The organism is Clostridium sp. N3C (assembly GCF_900095445.1).
GTDB lineage: Bacteria > Bacillota > Clostridia > Clostridiales > Clostridiaceae > Clostridium_AU.
On record NZ_FMJL01000016.1, the window covers coordinates 20,257 to 38,368 of the forward strand.

At 31.5% G+C, this 18,112-nt stretch carries 19 protein-coding genes and 1 pseudogene; 15 read left to right on the plus strand and 5 right to left on the minus strand.

The annotated features are described in order from the left end of the window. The first annotated feature begins 8 nt into the window (after positions 1 to 8). From N3C_RS06650 to N3C_RS06730, 15 genes and pseudogenes are all read left to right on the plus strand, one after another. Complete coding sequence (locus N3C_RS06650) at positions 9 to 1,058, plus strand: DUF5050 domain-containing protein (RefSeq protein ID WP_074365278.1); 1,050 nt, start codon at positions 9 to 11, stop codon at positions 1,056 to 1,058. Beyond that, positions 1,048 to 2,883: an AAA family ATPase gene (locus tag N3C_RS06655; protein WP_207648609.1), complete on the plus strand. Its 1,836-nt coding sequence runs from the start codon at positions 1,048 to 1,050 to the stop codon at positions 2,881 to 2,883. Before N3C_RS06650 ends, N3C_RS06655 begins: the two co-directional genes overlap by 11 nt. Continuing rightward, positions 2,883 to 3,605 (plus strand): PP2C family protein-serine/threonine phosphatase, encoded by a 723-nt coding sequence (locus tag N3C_RS06660; RefSeq protein ID WP_074365280.1) that lies wholly within the window; start codon positions 2,883 to 2,885, stop codon positions 3,603 to 3,605. The genes N3C_RS06655 and N3C_RS06660 overlap by 1 nt, the downstream gene beginning before the upstream one ends. Further along, positions 3,598 to 5,262 carry a serine/threonine-protein kinase gene (locus N3C_RS06665; protein ID WP_074365281.1) on the plus strand — a complete coding sequence of 555 codons (1,665 nt, stop codon included), beginning with the start codon at positions 3,598 to 3,600 and terminating at the stop codon, positions 5,260 to 5,262. Before N3C_RS06660 ends, N3C_RS06665 begins: the two co-directional genes overlap by 8 nt. Positions 5,263 to 5,450: 188 nt before the next feature. Continuing rightward, positions 5,451 to 6,482, plus strand: coding sequence for a hypothetical protein (locus tag N3C_RS06670; protein WP_074365282.1), 1,032 nt, complete (start codon positions 5,451 to 5,453; stop codon positions 6,480 to 6,482). Further along, a complete protein-coding gene (locus tag N3C_RS06675; protein WP_074365283.1) occupies positions 6,475 to 6,813 on the plus strand; it encodes an FHA domain-containing protein in 339 nt (112 codons plus the stop codon). Before N3C_RS06670 ends, N3C_RS06675 begins: the two co-directional genes overlap by 8 nt. Continuing rightward, entirely contained in the window at positions 6,803 to 7,354 is a 552-nt protein-coding gene (locus N3C_RS06680; protein WP_074365284.1) for a 4Fe-4S single cluster domain-containing protein, read from the plus strand. Before N3C_RS06675 ends, N3C_RS06680 begins: the two co-directional genes overlap by 11 nt. A gap of 430 nt (positions 7,355 to 7,784) precedes the next feature. Further along, positions 7,785 to 8,447: pseudogene (locus N3C_RS15280) on the plus strand (ATP-binding cassette domain-containing protein). A 233-nt stretch (positions 8,448 to 8,680) separates the two neighbouring features. Then, positions 8,681 to 9,175 (plus strand): hypothetical protein, encoded by a 495-nt coding sequence (locus N3C_RS06700; protein WP_074365288.1) that lies wholly within the window; start codon positions 8,681 to 8,683, stop codon positions 9,173 to 9,175. Further along, positions 9,168 to 9,893, plus strand: coding sequence for a hypothetical protein (locus N3C_RS06705; protein ID WP_074365289.1), 726 nt, complete (start codon positions 9,168 to 9,170; stop codon positions 9,891 to 9,893). Before N3C_RS06700 ends, N3C_RS06705 begins: the two co-directional genes overlap by 8 nt. A gap of 79 nt (positions 9,894 to 9,972) precedes the next feature. Further along, positions 9,973 to 10,590 (plus strand): hypothetical protein, encoded by a 618-nt coding sequence (locus N3C_RS06710; protein ID WP_074365290.1) that lies wholly within the window; start codon positions 9,973 to 9,975, stop codon positions 10,588 to 10,590. Positions 10,591 to 10,715: 125 nt separating this feature from the next. After that, positions 10,716 to 11,510, plus strand: coding sequence for a glucosaminidase domain-containing protein (locus N3C_RS06715; RefSeq protein ID WP_074365291.1), 795 nt, complete (start codon positions 10,716 to 10,718; stop codon positions 11,508 to 11,510). 71 nt (positions 11,511 to 11,581) lie between these two features. Beyond that, positions 11,582 to 11,845, plus strand: coding sequence for a PepSY domain-containing protein (locus N3C_RS06720; RefSeq protein ID WP_074365292.1), 264 nt, complete (start codon positions 11,582 to 11,584; stop codon positions 11,843 to 11,845). Positions 11,846 to 12,243: 398 nt separating this feature from the next. Then, the gene (locus tag N3C_RS06725; protein ID WP_207648610.1) at positions 12,244 to 12,702 is read left to right on the plus strand and encodes a hypothetical protein; all 459 of its coding nucleotides are present in this window, start codon (positions 12,244 to 12,246) and stop codon (positions 12,700 to 12,702) included. A 202-nt stretch (positions 12,703 to 12,904) separates the two neighbouring features. Further along, positions 12,905 to 13,378: a metal-dependent transcriptional regulator gene (locus N3C_RS06730; RefSeq protein ID WP_074365294.1), complete on the plus strand. Its 474-nt coding sequence runs from the start codon at positions 12,905 to 12,907 to the stop codon at positions 13,376 to 13,378. A 68-nt stretch (positions 13,379 to 13,446) separates the two neighbouring features. On the opposite strand, the gene zupT is transcribed toward N3C_RS06730, so the two are convergent. The 5 genes from zupT to N3C_RS06755 all read right to left on the minus strand — a co-directional run bounded on the left by zupT (position 13,447) and on the right by N3C_RS06755 (position 18,097). Beyond that, positions 13,447 to 14,250 carry a zinc transporter ZupT gene (gene zupT, locus N3C_RS06735; RefSeq protein WP_074365295.1) on the minus strand — a complete coding sequence of 268 codons (804 nt, stop codon included), beginning with the start codon at positions 14,248 to 14,250 and terminating at the stop codon, positions 13,447 to 13,449. A gap of 123 nt (positions 14,251 to 14,373) precedes the next feature. After that, a complete protein-coding gene (locus tag N3C_RS06740) occupies positions 14,374 to 15,450 on the minus strand; it encodes a YibE/F family protein (protein ID WP_074365296.1) in 1,077 nt (358 codons plus the stop codon). A gap of 121 nt (positions 15,451 to 15,571) precedes the next feature. Then, a complete protein-coding gene (locus N3C_RS06745; RefSeq protein WP_074365297.1) occupies positions 15,572 to 16,522 on the minus strand; it encodes a cation diffusion facilitator family transporter in 951 nt (316 codons plus the stop codon). A gap of 191 nt (positions 16,523 to 16,713) precedes the next feature. After that, entirely contained in the window at positions 16,714 to 17,292 is a 579-nt protein-coding gene (locus N3C_RS06750) for a 5' nucleotidase, NT5C type (protein ID WP_074365298.1), read from the minus strand. 151 nt (positions 17,293 to 17,443) lie between these two features. After that, positions 17,444 to 18,097 (minus strand): hypothetical protein, encoded by a 654-nt coding sequence (locus tag N3C_RS06755; RefSeq protein ID WP_178377785.1) that lies wholly within the window; start codon positions 18,095 to 18,097, stop codon positions 17,444 to 17,446. Positions 18,098 to 18,112 lie beyond the last annotated feature (15 nt).

Sequence of the window (18,112 nt, forward strand, 5' to 3'; positions counted from 1 at the left end):
TTAGAAAAGTGCCAGGAAAAGTTCTTGAAGCTTATATAGCAGAATTAGAAAATCAATTTAATAAAGAGAATGAAAAAATAGAAAAGAGAAAAAAGAAATTCAAAAAAAGGTTTAAGATTTTTTCCATCATCTTTATTTTACTTTTTGCTGTGATATTTCTTGTGGATTTAATAAAAAAAGATAATTTATATAATGAATTAAAAAATGCAGAAATTACGGATGCAGAGGCTATGGCTAAAATTGCAAACTCCCCTGAAGCTATCATGCATCTAGACTTATATGATAAGTTTGAAGCAGCATATTTAGGCAATAAGTCTATGAACTCAATGAATTATGGTTTGATAGCAGAAAATCAGTATGGTTATACTAGCATAAATGAGAACAATGAGGTTATATTACATAAGAATGGTAAGGATACCGTTATTTCTAAAGAGCCAATTTCGCAAATAAATCTTGCCAAAGATCTTGTAATTTTCAGAGGTGCGGATAAGAAGCTATATGCTTGTAAAGATGATGGATCTGATAAAAAGGTTATAATTGATGACAAAGTGGGTACTGTTCTTTTAGTTGGTGATGATCTTTATTATGTAAATTACTCAAAGTCCAACAATCTTTATAAACACAATCTTAAATCAGCCAAGTCAGAAGTAATTATAGAAGAAGGGGTTAAGAACTTTACAATAGCAGCAAACACGGTTTTATACATAAATTATGATAATAAGCTCAGCGCACGAACCATTGGTAGTACCACCTATTCTTGGAGTGATAATAATGTAGAGAAATTCTATTTTAACGGTGAAGTTTACGTTCAAAATAATGATAAGATTGTAAAGTTCAACCTTAACAATCATTTTCCTGAAACCATTGCAATAGGTATAAGTGAACTTCTTGGTGTAGATAAAGAAAATGTTTATTATAGGATAAAAAACAATGTATATTCCCACAATTTAACTACCGCTGAAAGGAAGGAATTATCTTTCAATTATAACTATTACAAAGGTGTATATAGTGTGAATAATGATATTATTGCACTGGGTGGTGAAAGCAGTGAAAATTAGCAAATGGCATCAGGAACTAGATCAGTTTATAGATATAAAAAGCACCTTTATAATGGAAGGTAATATCTATGACATGCAGGTATATCCTAGTAGATTAGAAAACAATGAAATACGTTGGGATTTGATGTTTCTTGATAATTATATTTTTCGCTATCTAAAAGATGCAGGTTATAAAAACATAGTTTTTTATAATCATATCGACGGCTTTTACAATGAATTTGATAGGGAACATTTAAATAGATTTTGTCAATTTACTAACTTGGGCAAGCTAGGCAATAATGAAAAATCATTAAAAGTTGATATGTGTAGGGCAGCAGATCTTATAAGGGAAGCAAATCAAAACAGGGAAAACTTGAATGCTATTGTCCTTGTAATGGCTTCACGATATGTTCTTTCAGCTGATAATATTAGTGAGAATGAAAGGGATTTCTATACTAAGATTATGATGGCTGGCTTGAAGAAAACTCAAATATCTACAGAAGATGGCTTTAAAAATAACCTAATATTTATTATATGTGAAAAATCAAATGACATTCCTGTTTGGCTCTATTTAGATAATCCTATGGCTAAGACTATGAGAATTAATGAACCCAACAAAGAAATCCGTGAATTGTTTATTAATACACAAATTAAGTTTTTTACAGGGGATAAGGAATATTCTGAAGAAGATTTAAAAAAGTATAAGGAGGATTTTGTAGAACTTACAGATGGCTTTAAAAATCTTGAATTAAATGCACTAAAATTCCTTTGTAAAAAGCAGAATATTCCTATTGAAAACATTAAAGATGCTATTCATTTATATAAGTATGGTATAAAGGACAATCCTTGGGTAGAACTTCCTCTTGAAATGCTTGACAACGCAGAACAAGTAATAAGAAAAAGGGTTAAGGGTCAGGATAGGGCTGTATCACAAGTATTGGATATTATCAAGCGTGCAGTAACCAATATGGCTGGGCTACAACATTCTAGTGCAAGCAGGCCAAAGGGTGTATTGTTCTTTGCTGGACCAACAGGAACAGGTAAAACTGAATTAGCAAAAACCTTTGCGGAAATGATATTTGGTGATGAGAATAATTGCATAAGGTTTGATATGTCAGAATATCAGCAGCCTCATTCAGATCAAAAGCTATTAGGGGCCCCTCCTGGATATGTAGGATATGAAGCTGGCGGTCAGCTTACCAATGCAATAAAGGAAAAACCTTTTTCAATTCTATTATTTGATGAAATTGAAAAAGCCCATCCTTCTATTTTTGATAAGTTCCTGCAGATACTTGATGATGGTAGAATGACTGATGGCAAAGGTGAAACAGTTTATTTTTCTGAATGTATTATTATCTTTACAAGTAACTTAGGAATTTATGATCTTGATGAATATGGCAATAGGATTTTAAATGTGGACCCTTCCATGGATTATAGCACAATATCAAATAAAATTATTAGATCTATTGAAAACTACTTTAAGTTACAGTTAGGAAGACCTGAGATTCTAAATAGAATCGGTGAAAACATCGTTGTATTTGATTTTATAAGAGAAGAAGTGGCAACACAAATTCTAGATTCTCAGCTTAATAAAATTATAAACAACGTAAAGAAGCAAAAGGATGTAACAATTACTGTTTCTAATGAAGCTAAGGATTATCTTGTAAAGGTTGCTTTTGGTAACCTTGAAAATGGCGGGAGAGGCATAGGAAACATTGTTGAAAAGAACTTTATTAATCCTTTAGCAAGGTACATATTTGACAATAAAATTCAAAATGGTTCTAGGGTAAATGTAAAAAAGATTGTAGAAGAGAACTCCATAATAAAATTGGAGTGTGATACATAATGGAGTTTGAAATATGCATAGCTACAGACCTTGGGGGTTTAAGAAAAAATAATGAAGACGGTTTCTATGTAAATGATATAGGTATTTATAACACTACAGAGTATTTTCTCTATAAGAAGATTAAGGTACCGATTTTTGCTTTTGTTGCTGATGGTGTTGGTGGCACTAGAGCTGGAGAAGAGGCCACTGGTGTATGTGTTAAAACGGCCTTATCTTCTACTATACCTTATGATGATTGTGAAATAATAGGATTTATTGATAAGGTAAATCAAAGGGTATGTGAGTTAAGGATGACAATAGATACTGCTTGCACTTTAGCTGGTATCCTTATAGGAGAAGATAGTATATATTCCTTTAACGTAGGAGATAGCAAAGTTTTTTCCCTTTCCAGAGGTTTTTTAAATCAGTTAAGTATAGATGATACATTATCAGGTCTATTAGGAGAGATAACAAATGATAAAGAACCCTTAATACAATACATAGGAAAAGAAGGGCTATTACCTCATATCAAAAAAGTTGATAAATTATCTACTTTCTTAATATGCACTGATGGCCTTACGGATATGCTCTCTTTAGATGATATTGAATTGTTTTTTGAGAAAGAAAGTGATCTTAAAGAACTTACTGCTAAGTTGGTTGAGCAAGCTAAGGAAAAGGGAGGACAAGATAACATTACTCTAATAATTATAAGACCTGTAAAGGAGGGAATGGGTAATGACTGAAGCAAAAAAAACAGAACTTATGGAAGAAGAAACTAGAGCTACTTCATTAATGCCTGAAGCTAATGGTTCTAGTATTACTTCTGTAATGGACAATAATGTTTCTTCTGCGCGTCTTACTGAAATCATGGATAAGGATTCTAATAATAGAGTTACTTCAATAATGCAACCTCATACTGCTATTGATTTTAGTCGTAGAACTAGCATTGATGGTTTTAAAATTAAAAAAGTTATTGCAGAAAATACCGGTGAAGCTACCTTGATTTTGACTGAGGATGAAGAAGGAGTTAATCAGGTCATAAAGTTATACCACAGTGGAGCAAGAATTGACGGAAAAATTGAAAAGGTATTGGAAAATATTAATTCACCTTATGTTATGCCACACAGAAAAGGCGGCATATATGATGGAAGAATGTATGAAATTCTTCCTTATTATGAAAAGGGTGATTTAACAAAAAATATTCCTATGAGCATTGACTTCATAGAAAAGATAGTGGTAAAAAGTCTTAATGAAGGTTTAAAAGTACTTCATGATAATGGTATTATACATAGGGATATTAAGCCAAGTAACTTATTTTTAAGCGATGATGAGTCAAGGGTTATTTTAGGAGACTTTGGTATAAGTTCCTTGTTGGATAACAATATTTCTGTAAGAGCAACTTCAATATCAAGAACTTTGGGTTATTCTGCACCAGAGGCTTCCAATGGTTTTGTATCAAGGCAATCAGACTATTATTCTTTCGGTATTACATTACTTCATCTTGTAATTGGACAGGATCCCTTTTTGGGGATGACTGACATGCAGATACTTTACCAGACCATCAATAAGCCTTTGGAGATCCCTGCTACTGTACCTCCAAGAATGCAGCAATTAATAAGAGGACTTACAGTAAAAGATAGAAATAATCGATGGGGGTATGATGAGGTTGTTCGCTGGTTGAATGAGGAAGATGTCGAAATTAAGGAAAGAAAGACTCATAAGGGAATAAAGCCATATACTTTCAATTATAACAAGTACTATGGACTGGATGAAATCAGTATGGCCTTTGCTAATGATTGGGAAAATGCTACTAAACATTTGTATAGAGGTTTGGTCGAAAAGAATATCATTCAATATGGTGAGGAATACGTAAACAAAATTGCTGATGTTAAAGAGTTTGAAGACAAAGATGTAGCTGTATTTTCTATGATATATATACTTAATCCTCATGCTCCCTTATGCTTTAAAGGTAAGGTATATCCTGATTTACAAGCTTTGGGCGCGGCAATGAAAGAAAAAATCCCTGAAATAGATCCTGATATTTGGAAGTTAATTTCAAAAGGTTGCTTGTTACAATTTATTGAAAGTAACAATTTTAATGATGATTTAAAAGCTGAAATTAAGTTTATAACTGAACAGATACAGAAAAATAAAAGTGAGTACTATTTTGCTCTCATGTACATCTTATATCCAGAGATAGGCTTTGACTATAATAAGAAGAAGTATGTAAACTTAGAAGACTTCATTGATGATTTAGAAATGAATGACTTTAATTACATAGCAAGAATATGTCAAGATTTAATTTCTAATCCAATGTTTATTATGTGGATTTATTCATTAGGATATGCTAAACAGGTTGAAAGTTGGATGAAAATATATGAAAAGGCGGTTTGGGAATAATGAGTGGTCCTAAATATTCAGAGTTTCAACTTCAAAGACAAAGATTGCTTATAATACAAAAACAATTAGAAGCAGAACTAGAGCATCAAAGATGTGTTTAAATAACTTCCTCCATCAAAGATTGCATTAAAAAAAGTGATGATGTTATTTCAAAAATAGATTTCAGTAAATTAGAGAGTTATATCTCAATGGCGCACAGTGCGGTAAAAACTAAAACTTTGATAAATCAATTGAATGAATTAATTTCAGATCTAAGATCAACAATAGACAAGAGCTATGAAATCAAAGGTGATAGTGAAATCTTAGCAGACATTTTGAATGCTTATGAAAATAGATTTATTAGAATCAAAAACTTATCTACACAAATCAATCATCTAATGAGAGAGCTGAATGTTCAATACAATCAGCAATTGCAGGATAGCCGTGAAATAGAGTTTATAAACACAGAATGGGAAGGTCCTGTAAGCATTAGTAATATTTCTGATAGTGTTATGGAAACTTATACTTCCATTATTGAGCAGCTTATGGACTGTGATGAATTTGAACAGGAAAAAGCTAAGTATGATGCTATTATGAATAACCACTCCTTAGATGATAATTATAAGATTCGTCAGATGAAAATAAACTTTGAATCTTACTTAGTTGAAAAGCAATCTAGATATAACAATGAGGAAATGCTAAGATTGCGCAATGAATATATTGTATTGAGCAATGAAATATATGGCCAATGTGAAGAAGTGCCAGAGAACATAGAAATATTAAAGAAAAAAATAAGAGAAATGTTAGAAGTAGTTCAAAGCAAAAAAGTAGGAGAATATGTTGCAGAATGCATTGATAAAGTAATGCAAGAATTAGGTTATGCTGTAATTGAGAATGAAGTTCTTAATAAGCGAAAAATTATAAAGCAGCACTTTGATTACTCTAATAACTCGGCTATAACTGTTGCATCCTCTGAAAGTGGAGCTATGATGCTTGAAGTGGTAGGTAAGAAAAATGAGAATGGTTCAAATGGATCTACTGCTGCTGTAAAAACTGATATGGAGAGATTTTGCCCAGATTATAATAAAGTTAAGGAAGGCTTGCAACAGTACGGCATCATAATAAGGGATAAGAAGCTCTTGCCACCTGAGGAGAAGTATGTTAGATTTGCAGACTTTAAAAAGTCTTCGGATAGAAGAATAGAAGTAAGAAATAGAAAGAAGAGAATGTTTGATGAGTGAAGTTAGGGTTTGTGAAAATTGCAATCATATTAATAATATAAATAACTTAGAGTGCGAAAAATGCGGTTTTGATCTTTCCTTTGTCATACCTGTTGAGGAAAGCGAACTACAAAAGGAAAAAGTAGAGGGAAGTAACATAGAGCTTACAACAGCACATGTTACCTCTCAATCTAATCTTTTAAATCTGGTATCTGCAGATAAGCAACTTGTGATTCCTATTGGAACCTTTATTAATGGAAAACGGATGCCTAAATTAACAAAGACACCTATACATTGTTCTGATAAAATAACCTTTGCTGATTTAACCTTTGAGGTGGAATATGCAGATTGATAGAATTTTATATCCAGTAAAAACATTAGGTCCTGGAGAGCGCATAGGCCTTTGGCTAATTGGTTGTCCACATCACTGTAAAAAATGCTCTAATCCTGAACTGTGGGAAAGGGATGAAAGCAAAGATATAAGCATTGCGGATCTTGTACTTTACATAGGAGAAAATAATATTAAAGCAGATGGTATAACTATAACCGGTGGAGAACCTTTTTATCAAGTAGAAGAATTATATATTTTATTGCAGGAACTGCGCAAATTAAGGTTTGAAGATATTTTAGTTTATACTGGCTACGACTTTAATACTATTGAAAAGAATTATTCCAAAGCTCTACCTTATATTGATGTTTTGATAGATGGTGTTTATATTGATGAATTAAATGATAATCTTGGTATTAGAGGATCTTCAAATCAGAAAATACATATTTTAAACGAAAAATTATATGATAAATATAAGTCACTTGAAAGTGCAAAAAGGTGTCGTCAAAACTTTGTTTATGGCAATAAAATCATAAGTGTAGGTATACCTAATAGATTTTTTTAATAATTTTTATTGTTTGAATTAAATTAATTATTTGCTTTCCCTGCTTATAGTGCTTACCCCTGTACTGCTTCCCTTTTCAACCTTTAATTTACTCTTAAGCATGGTAGAAATTAAAATATTCCTATCACTATCCAAGTCGCTAATCAGATCTTTTACATCTTCAACTGAATTATAGCTCCAGGTATTTATGGTTAATAGTATTATTTAAGTAAAAGAGTTTTTATTTTGAAATTTGTTGAATTTTATGATAATATAGCAACATTAAAATGGAAATAACAGGGAAGAGTTCTTTGAATTTGGATGTATGAAAAACTTAAGGATAGAAAATGAAATAAGCTTTTTTCATGATAAGTGCTCTGGTATAGAAGTATCTGAAATCTAAGAAAACTGAATGATAATGGAAAAGGGCTTATAAGGTTAGGGGGATTATATGATAGAGATAAGAAATCTACTAAAAATCTATAAAGATGTTCCAGTATTAGATGTAAAAGAATTAAAAATAGAGGATAAAACTATAAACTGCTTTGTAGGAAGTAATGGGGCAGGGAAGTCTACCCTTATACATATTATATGTGGGTTTATCTATCAAACGAAAGGGGAAGTATTCATTGATGGATTTTCTAATAAAAGTTCCTATATGCGGAAAAACAGCCATATTGTATTAGAAAGCGGAAAGGGCTTTTATGAATACTTAACTGCCTTGGAAAACATACATTAAATGCTGGGGATCAACAAAATAAAATATAAAACTAAGGAAGAGGAACTGAAACGTTATATTGATGAATTTAAGTTTTCTGAACACATAAATAAAAAGGTAAGTGAGTTATCACAGGGAAATAGGAAGAAACTTTCCATAATACTTGCTATGATATTGAGACCTAAGTATCTTGCTTTGGACGAGCCTACCAATGGACTGGATGATTATTCAAAGCAGGTGCTTATTAATAAGCTTTGTGAGTTGAGAGAAGAGGGTAGTACCATTCTAATAACCACCCATGATTCAGATTTGATAAATCATGAGCTTTCTCATGTTTACCAAATGGATAAGGTGCAAATTCTTAGCATAAGGAAAGGGAATGAAAATGCTTCATAATTATTACATAGAATTACGAAGAAGTATCTCTGAATTTAAAAACTATAAAGTTAATATCCTTTTTGCTAATTTGGGATATGTTTTATTATTCATGGGACTGATTGATTTCTTTGATAATGAGAATAAAAGCTTGTTTTTCTTACTTTTCACATGGTATTGGTCTCTTCATGGTTTAGATAATACTGCCTATATAATTGGAGGATGAGATTGCAGATAGGACCTTATGCAACATTTTGTCAAGTAGGGTTAGTATCTTTTCAATACTTGCTATGACAAACCTTATTCAGATCCTTATGGATTTTATGAAGGGTGCCATCATATTTATAGTAATTGCCTTAGTATCTAATATGGCACCTCAGGTTTCTTTCATTCAATTTCTAAAGATATTCATTTTTATCTTTATTACAACTATTATTATGTATATTATTGGAGGAGTAATTGGAAGCTTTGCTTTAGTTTATAAGAGGATTAGTTCCCTTTCTAATGTTTTATACTATGTGGTATTATTTTTTTCTGGTATTTTTTATGGAGTAAAGGCGATTTCTGTTTTATTTCCTTTTTCAACGCTGAATAAGATAATTATATCCATATTAAGCGGCAACCATATTCCAATGGATTCTGTTGCCATATTGGGTTTGCAATTTGTTATATACTTAAACCTGATGTTTGTTACATTTAAAATAAACCTTAGAAGATTATATCAGGAGGGAAAAATTTTTCATGTGTGATGGCCTTCTATCTTTAGTGAAAGTTGATTTAATAAAAAAGGTACAAGAGAATAAAAAGTATGCCTTGGATTATTTCCTAAGCTATGCCACAGACGTATTTTTTCTCTTGGGATTAATTTTTGCACAGTATAGTACAAATCATAATAAATTTACTTCCGATAAGTATCTAATCTTTAGAATATTTATGTGGTTCATTCTAACGGGAGTTATCGGACAAATTATTAGTGAAATAGAGCGGGAAATTCGTATGGACTATTTGATAAATATCATACATCAGAAATGTCACTTTACTGCTATTTTTCTTTCAAGGGTGATTTCGACTACTATAGAAATATTTATTGTCGTACTGATACCAGTATTATTAATACTCCTTCTTGCAGGGATAAATATTAGCTTATTTTCATTTCAAGCCCTATTGTATTTTATTTTAATTTTCTTTATAACAGTTTTTTTGTCTTACTTATTTCTCCTAGTAGTTCTTAGAGTGGAAAGGATTATGGCTGCTCATGGCCTCTTTTCAAACTATTTATTGTTTTTTAGCGGATTGGTTTTCATGGATGCTAGTAATAAGTTTGCATTTGGCCAAAGACTAAACTACTTTTTATTCAATGATATTAATTTGCAATATGTAAGCATTTTGGGCATATTTATTATACTTCTTAGCTTGGGAACAGTTTTTCTGCAAAAAAGAGTTTCAGTAAGGGTTCATATGCTATAAAAAATTAATTATCTATATTGTCTAATTCTTACCCTAATAAGATAGCATGATTTCAGTAGTTAGGAGTTGAATAAAAAGGATGAGTAATGAAATTGAGAGAATAAATTCATATGACGATGATAGATTTGATAAAGATATCCTAAGGCAACATGGTGCCTTTATTGTGGATGGAAAGTATAAGTGCAGTTTTAGAATAATAAATAAAGATTCGGCTATTGTATACGCTGATAAAGAGGTTGATTTAGATGAACTAATAGACGAGTTTAGGTTTTATTCTGAACATATTGTAAATTTTTACAATCAAAATATGGGATTGATAAAATCCTTTCCACCTAAAGAGACTTTCTATATAAATATTAAGGATATTCAACCTTCACAGTTTTTTGTTGATGCGGAAAAGGTTAAAGCAATTGAAAGCTTCATAAACAGTGAAGAGGATATCTGTATCCCTTTGGCTAAAATTAATGATCGTTTTGTATCTGAAGATGGCCATACTAGACTTTATTGTGCAGTTGCAAATGGATATTCTAGGGTAAGAGGTTTCTTAACAGAAGCATCAGACTATGCAGAGGAGTTTGCTGAAGAGGCTAGGAAAAGGAAGGTTTATTCACCTTATGATCTTCAATTATTATCTCATGAAGAATATAAGGAAAAATGGCATAAGTTCTGTGAAGATTTCTTTAGAGATAAAGAATGATATATAAATGAAAAGGCACCGTAAAAGGTGTCTTTTTTACATGAAGATTTTATAGTTAAAGTTCTTATTTTTAGATAAAAGTTCACCTCCTTTGTGTATTTAATATTGAAGGAGGTTTAGATAATATGGATAAAGCAGTATTTATTAATTCTATTAAAGAAGGAGCCCTACAGGGTTATAAGAACTATAATGTTCTTCCAAGTCTTACTATTGCACAGGCCATCCTGGAAAGCGGTTGGGGAACTAGTCAGCTTGCTATTAAAGCCAAAAATCTCTTTGGAATAAAGGCTTTTTCTGATTGGAAGGGCAAAAGGATTACTATTCAGACTACTGAATGGTACAAGGGCAAAAAGCAGGTAGTTAGTGCGGATTTTAGGGCGTATGATAGCTATTATGACAGCATAATGGATCATAATAAGCTACTAGCCACTAGCCGTTATGAGCCTGTGAGAAAGTGTAAGGAATATAAGGAGGCTTGTGAATCGGTATATAAATGTGGTTATGCCACAGACCCTGAGTATGCTCAGAAGCTCATAAGCATCATTGAACAGAATAAACTTTATCAGTATGACAATGTAAGTCTCAATGAGGCTGCAGCTGATAATGACAGCGAAAAGATAAGGAAGTTCCAAGGTTTATGCAATTCTCTAGGTATTAGAGACTATGAAGGTAAAGAGCTAGTGGAGGATAATATATTGGGACCAAGAACTAAGATTTGTATAAAGAAGATGCCCCTCCTAAAGAGAGGAAGTAAGGGAGCTGCCGTTAGCTTTGTTCAACAGTTAGTAGGGGCGGTGCCAGTGGATGGAGACTTTGGACCTATTACTGAAGGCTGTGTTAAGGATTATCAAAGAAGAAAAGGGTTAAAGGTAGATGGTATTGTTGGTGTTAAGACTTGGACTAGTTTAGTGACCACATAATGTTGTAACAATTCGGTAGCTTTATCAATATAGTAATATTGAATTTTTAATCTTTGAAAGGAGTCTACTTAATGTTCTACAACGCCTACAACAATGGATACAATAACTTAATATGGGATAATTATTGGAGAAGCTACCGAATTAATAGCGAGACTGCGGTTCAAATTGCTTTGCAGAGAGTTCCCGGTCAAGTTATTAAAATTGAGTTGGATTTTGAAAATGGTATATTAGTTTATGAAATTGATATACGTACCCAATCAGGTGTGTATGAAGTTCATGTGGATGCTGTTTCAGGGCAGGTATTAAAAGTTGAGAGAGAAAATAATTTTGATTAATTGGCGTATAAATTCATATCGTTAAAATCTAATATGAAGTAAAAGATGCCCACTGCAGAGCTTTATTTTTGCAGTGGGCATTAAACTTTGGTATTTTCTCATATGCTATAAAATCACATTATTTAAAAAGGATGTTATTTCAGTATATCAGCTATTTTAGAAACAATATAAATTCCACATCCAATATTAACTAGTGTCAATGTGAACCAAAATATCATTATATTTTTCATAGTATGCTGTTTACTAGTCATTACCTTATGAAAAAGACAAACTTTATTATATTTTTTATAACATATATTATAATTCACCACTGTTTAATAATACTTATGGATAGAGTATATCCTTTCTCTGAATGCTTAGAGCTTTATAAGTATTTACCTTGTACATTTCCAATTATTATGCAATTGATATTGACTTATATTGTATATAGAGAACATAAGGAAAATAAAATCATTAAGTGGATTTTAATAACAGGTCTAATTTATACATTAATTAGTGGAACATTAGCCCTATATGATAGTTACTATAAATCTAGCAAAACTATGTTTAATGACTTATCCCTTTTATTTGTATCTCAAATGGCTTATCAACTTTTACTTGCCCTAATATTGTTTATTTGCCTGATAACTAATAAAGTAAATTCAAAAGTTGCAATAGAAGCTATATTAATGCCTTTGATTTCAATAGCATTGCTTCTATTATGTTCATTCTTAATAAAATTTAATTTTGTTCTTTGTTTTTTAATACCTTTAATTATTTTATATACAAATGGATTAAATCCTATTTTAATATATATACTTAGTTATACTGCAAAGGGAGAGTTGTTTATAAAAAAAGAAGAGGCTAAGATAAGATGAAAATATCATTAAGTAAAAAATTTATAAGCTTCCATTACTTCTTGGCTTACGGAAGTCTAATAAAAGTATTTAAACACTTTTTTACTGTACTTTTATTTCTATCATGCTTTTGAGTTACTCAGTTTTAATTAATCATTAAAATCCATATTTAAAGCATAGAAATCATATAATAAAAATAAAGAATTCGTAAGGTGGGAAGACAGTGTCACAGGATGAGTTTTATACTTTTAGCGAATATATGAAAAGGGATAAGGACTTACTCTCTCCTTCAGCGGAAGATTATGTAGAAATGATTTATAGGCTTTCTAATAAAACTGGCTTTACTAGAGTTAATGATCTTGCTAATGCATTGCATGTTCAGCCACCATCGGTAAGCAAGATGATACATAAGCTAGCAGAATTAAAACTAATAAAGTATGAACGATATGGGGTAATAATGCTTGAAGAGGAAGGAATCAAAATAGGTAAGGCCTTGCTTGAGAGGCATAACCTTGTGGAGGAGTTTTTAACCTTACTAAATGTTAAAGAAGGTTTGTTAGAAGAAACAGAAAAAATTGAGCATACTATAAATGAAGAAATTCTGATGGGCTTAAGGGATTTAGTTGGCTTTTTTAAAGAGAATCCCGATTTGCTAAGGCGTTTTAATAAATATAGGAAAAATAGGCAAGGTAAATAAAAAATACGGGACATCCAGACAGGTTGTCCCATATTTTATATATAGATTCTATTTAGGTTGAATTTAAATTATATAAATAACAACAAGCTTATAGCCATAACCACCATACCAGACACTAAGCCGTATATTGATAAGTGATGCTCTCCATATTCCCTGGCAGAAGGAAGAAGTTCGTCTAGTGATATAAACACCATGATTCCTGCAACAGCGGCAAAGATAATACCAAACATAAGATCATTGATAAAAGGCATTAATATTAAATAACCTATTAGTGCTCCTGCAGGTTCAGAAAGGCCTGATAGAAAAGAGTAAAGAAAGGCTTTCTTTCTATCCCCTGTAGCATAGTAAACAGGCACAGACACCGCGATTCCTTCCGGTATGTTATGGATAGCTATAGCTACAGCTATTGGTATAGCGATTGATGTTTCATGCAAGGCGGAAATAAAGGTTGCTAGGCCTTCAGGAAAGTTATGAATACCAACGGCTAAGGCGGTGAAGAGGCCCATTCTTAAAAGTTTAACATCTGAAGATGCATTTTTACTATTTATATCTTCAACCTTATATAACTCATGAGGATTTTCAGCAGTTGGTACAAACTTATCGATAAGAGCTATAAGTAGCATTCCGCCAAAAAAGGCTATTACAGCAACCCAAGAGCCAGTTTTTTCACCTAATTCAGTGGTAAGACACTCCTTTGCTTTAAAGAATATTTCAACCATTGATACATAGATCATTACCCCTGCTGAGAATCCAAGGCTTATGGAAAGAAATTTAGTATTGGTCTTTTTTGCAAAGAAAGCAATGGCGCTTCCTATACCGGTACAGAGTCCGGCTAAAAGTGTTACACTAAAAGCAAATAAGATATTATTCATTTTACTCCTCCAAAAATATTACTAAATAATTTATATATGTTGCATTGAAAATAGCTGGTGATTGCTATGTAAAAGCAGTTGTAAAGGACAGATAATTTTGAAGGAGTTATAAGCTTAAGATATTTAATCCATAAAGGCCCTTGCAAAAACTGTTAAAGGCACACATAATATAATGCCTATACTTCCGGCAAGAGAACGTAAAATTTCCATAGATATATCTTCTAAATTAATGATATAGCTTAAATTTACATTATAGCCAACGAAAATCATTAAGCTAACTAAGGCACTTCCAACATAGGCTAAAACTAAAGTGTTAGACATTGTACCAATTACATCCCTGCCAATATTCATTCCAGCTCTAATTAAATCATTTCTTGATATTGAAGGAGTGCTTTCTTTAAGCTCGTTCATTGCTGTAGCAATGGACATGCTCATATCTATGTTTGCCCCCAAGGCGCCAATAACAATACTTGAAAACAACAGAGCTTGAAAATTAAAATTATAACCTTGAGTAACTTGCATTAATCCAATGGCATCTTCTGAGTTTATAGATACCTGTAAGGATTTGCTCATTATTAGCGTAACTATTCCTGCTATGGATACTCCACCTAAGGTTCCTATAAGAGAAGAAAAGGTCTTTTTACTAAAGCCTTGCTGAATAATAAGAGAAAAGAAGGCAATTATTAAACTACAAATGATTGTTACAGTTATAGGATTATCTCCTCTTATTAATCTAGGAATAAGCAAGATGGATATTACTGCTATAGTAAAGGCTACGGAAAGGACAGCGTGTACACCTTTAAATCCACCTACAATTAAAACTAATAATATAAAGAATAAGACTAAGTGTAATATCTTTTTTTCTCTTACATATTGATAAGTTGTAATATCTAAGCTTCCATCTTCATATTCATTAATTAGTAATACAATCTTATCATTTTTCTTTAAAGTAAGTAGATTGTCCGATAGCATTAAAGTATTATTAATATTAAATTCTTTTCCGTTAAATTTGCCCTCTTCCACAAGAACCTTGATTTTTTGAGTATCAGTGGAATCTGATTCTAGTGTTTCTAATACTACAGCTCTATATAGATCTTTATTATTGTAATCATCATTTTTGATACCAAATGGTGATAAAGTAAGGATTAGAAATAGAGACAGTATTGAGAATATTATTCGTAAGATAGAAAGTTTATTCATTTAATCACACCCTAAAAGTTTAAAAAGTTATATATTCCATTTTATACCAATAAATTAAGCTGTCAATATTTTTAAAGGAAAAAGCGAGTTCCGAAGAATTCGCTTTTTATAAGATAAAGTTTTAACAGTGATGCTTATTGGCATCTATGCACAAAGAACATTTTTCCTTATGGTCTGCCTTGCTATGAAAGCAGCTGCTACATGGTGAGCTTTCTAATTGAATGGTTGAATGGCTTATATTAAATTTTTCTTTTAAAAGATGCTGTATTTGATGTATAAGGTCTTCTCTTTGGAATGGATCTTTTAATGTTGTGGATATATGAGCAGTCATGACAATTACCTCTTGAGATAGGCTCCAAAGATGAAGATCCTTAACATCAATAACATTTTCAAGCCCTTTAAGGGTAGATTTTAAATCTTCTAGGGATATATCTTTAGGGCTTGCTTCCAAGAAAATTTTGATGCAGTCTATAGTCATTTTTACAGCACTTCTTAGTATTATTAGTGATAAAATAAGGCTAAGTATGGTATCTATGATTGATATTTTGGAGAAATAAATCACCACTGCACCTACTAATACAGATATATCTGCCACAGCATCTCCAGCAAAATGAAGAAGGGCGCTTTTTACATTTATATTATTTGCATTGCTTTTTAAGTTAAGAAGAATTAATGTGTTAACAATAATTCCTAGCAGTGAAAAGATAATCATTAGTGAGGATTCTACAGCCACAGGGTTAAGGAATCTTAAATAGGCTTTATATAATATGAAAATAGATATACATATTAGAAGAATATTGTTAATTAAGGCTGTTAATATACTGTGCCTGTAATGTCCATAGGTGTATTTAGCATTTGCTGGTTTAGAGGACAATTTTAGTCCAATCCAACTGATTATAAGTGCAAAAAAGTCGGTGATTAGATGTAAAGAATCACTTAATAAAGCAAGACTATTGGCAAAGATACCTCCAAATAGCTTAAAAATGAATAGAATAGCTACTAAACCAATTGAATACAGTATCTTTTTCTTGCTTTCCTTTAAATAAATATGAGGGGAAGTATTTGAATCCATCAATTACACTCCTAACAAAATTGTTTAATAATTTTTATTCTAAAAGGTTAACTAAAAAAGAATGTTAGCCTTAGCTAATAATATCCTATGGGGAAGGCCATAAATGGTTCCATTGAAATAATATTTTTTAACTAAGGCTAACTCTAATATAATTTATTAAAATTCTGTTGGAGTGTTGCAAGATAAGCTCTCTAGATAACTTCTTCAGCCTTAATGTGCTGCATAATTATATTATAAATTTCAGTCCAATCAGAGACACGTTCTATATTTTCTAATGCTTCAAGTCCTTCGTTATATTTATAAGCCATACACAAAACTCTAGTACTACTTGATATTGATTTGCAGTTATCAGGCTCATCTTCTACCATAATATCTATATGATTTTCTAAGCAGACAGTAGCTTTTTCACTAGACATAATGAGCTTATCAAAGGGGATTTGGTGGCTTTTTAACCAGTTTACGGTGATTTCTCTATACTTTTCTTTCCTTGCGGTAATTAAATAGATTTTCACGCCTTTACTTTTAAGCTCAGAAATAGTTTCTCTAGCACCGGGTAGAGGCACTGTCTCTTCTAAGGCCAGCTTATAATACCTTGTCCAAAATTCATGAGACATATATTGGGACCATCCGTAGAATCGTTCAAGGTAGTAGTCACTCATATCAAATTCTTTATAAATGCCCTTATCTTCACTAAAAACACTGGCATATTTGTATATTAAACTACTAAAGTCGTTAATACATCCATCGATATCCAATCCTAATCTAAACACTCAAATCACCAAACTTTCTACATAAAATAATTAATAAAATTATATAACCATGAGGAGCTCATCGTTAACAAGCTAAGAAAAGCAAAAACGAGAGAAAAACCAATTAAGTATTATAAGGTTTTTCTCTCATTATAACATAGATAATAATTACTTATAACTTCATGGCATTAGTAAAAATATCATCTAAGGAAACTAAGGTGCCTAGGGAGCTAAAGGCTTCCATATTATCATTAACATTGTTTATAAAAACCGGTATATCATTGTATTTACACTGGCTATGGATATTTTTTAAATCCTGACTTACTTCCTCGATTGTGGTATTATTTAAGTCATAATAGCGAGTGGCAAGAGCAGCTTTGTAAGCAATGTAATGCATGACTAAAGTCCTTGTAGTTTTAGAAATAGATATATATTTTTTATTCTCTAGGCTTAAGAGAAAGCATTGAAAAGTAAATTGTATTTTACTGATGCCGTTATCTGTAAAAAAGCCCGTTAATATTTTTTTCTCTACCGCAAGATCTATGCAGTCATCTGGTAAGATAATAGTTATATTTTTCATCTTTAATTTTTTTATTTGACTTGTTATGTCCATAAGATAGGAGCATTTATCTTCATCAAATAAATGGTGATAGGGTGGAACATATGGGGCGAAGGTTTCAAGATAGATTTCTGTATTTATATTAGAACCTTCCTTTCTTACAATAAAACTAGAATTGCCTACCACTATATAAAATTGAGCAGGTTTAAACATATATATGTAGCCACCTTCCATAAGAAAATATATCAATATATTTATTCTAGACATCTAACAAGGTTAATA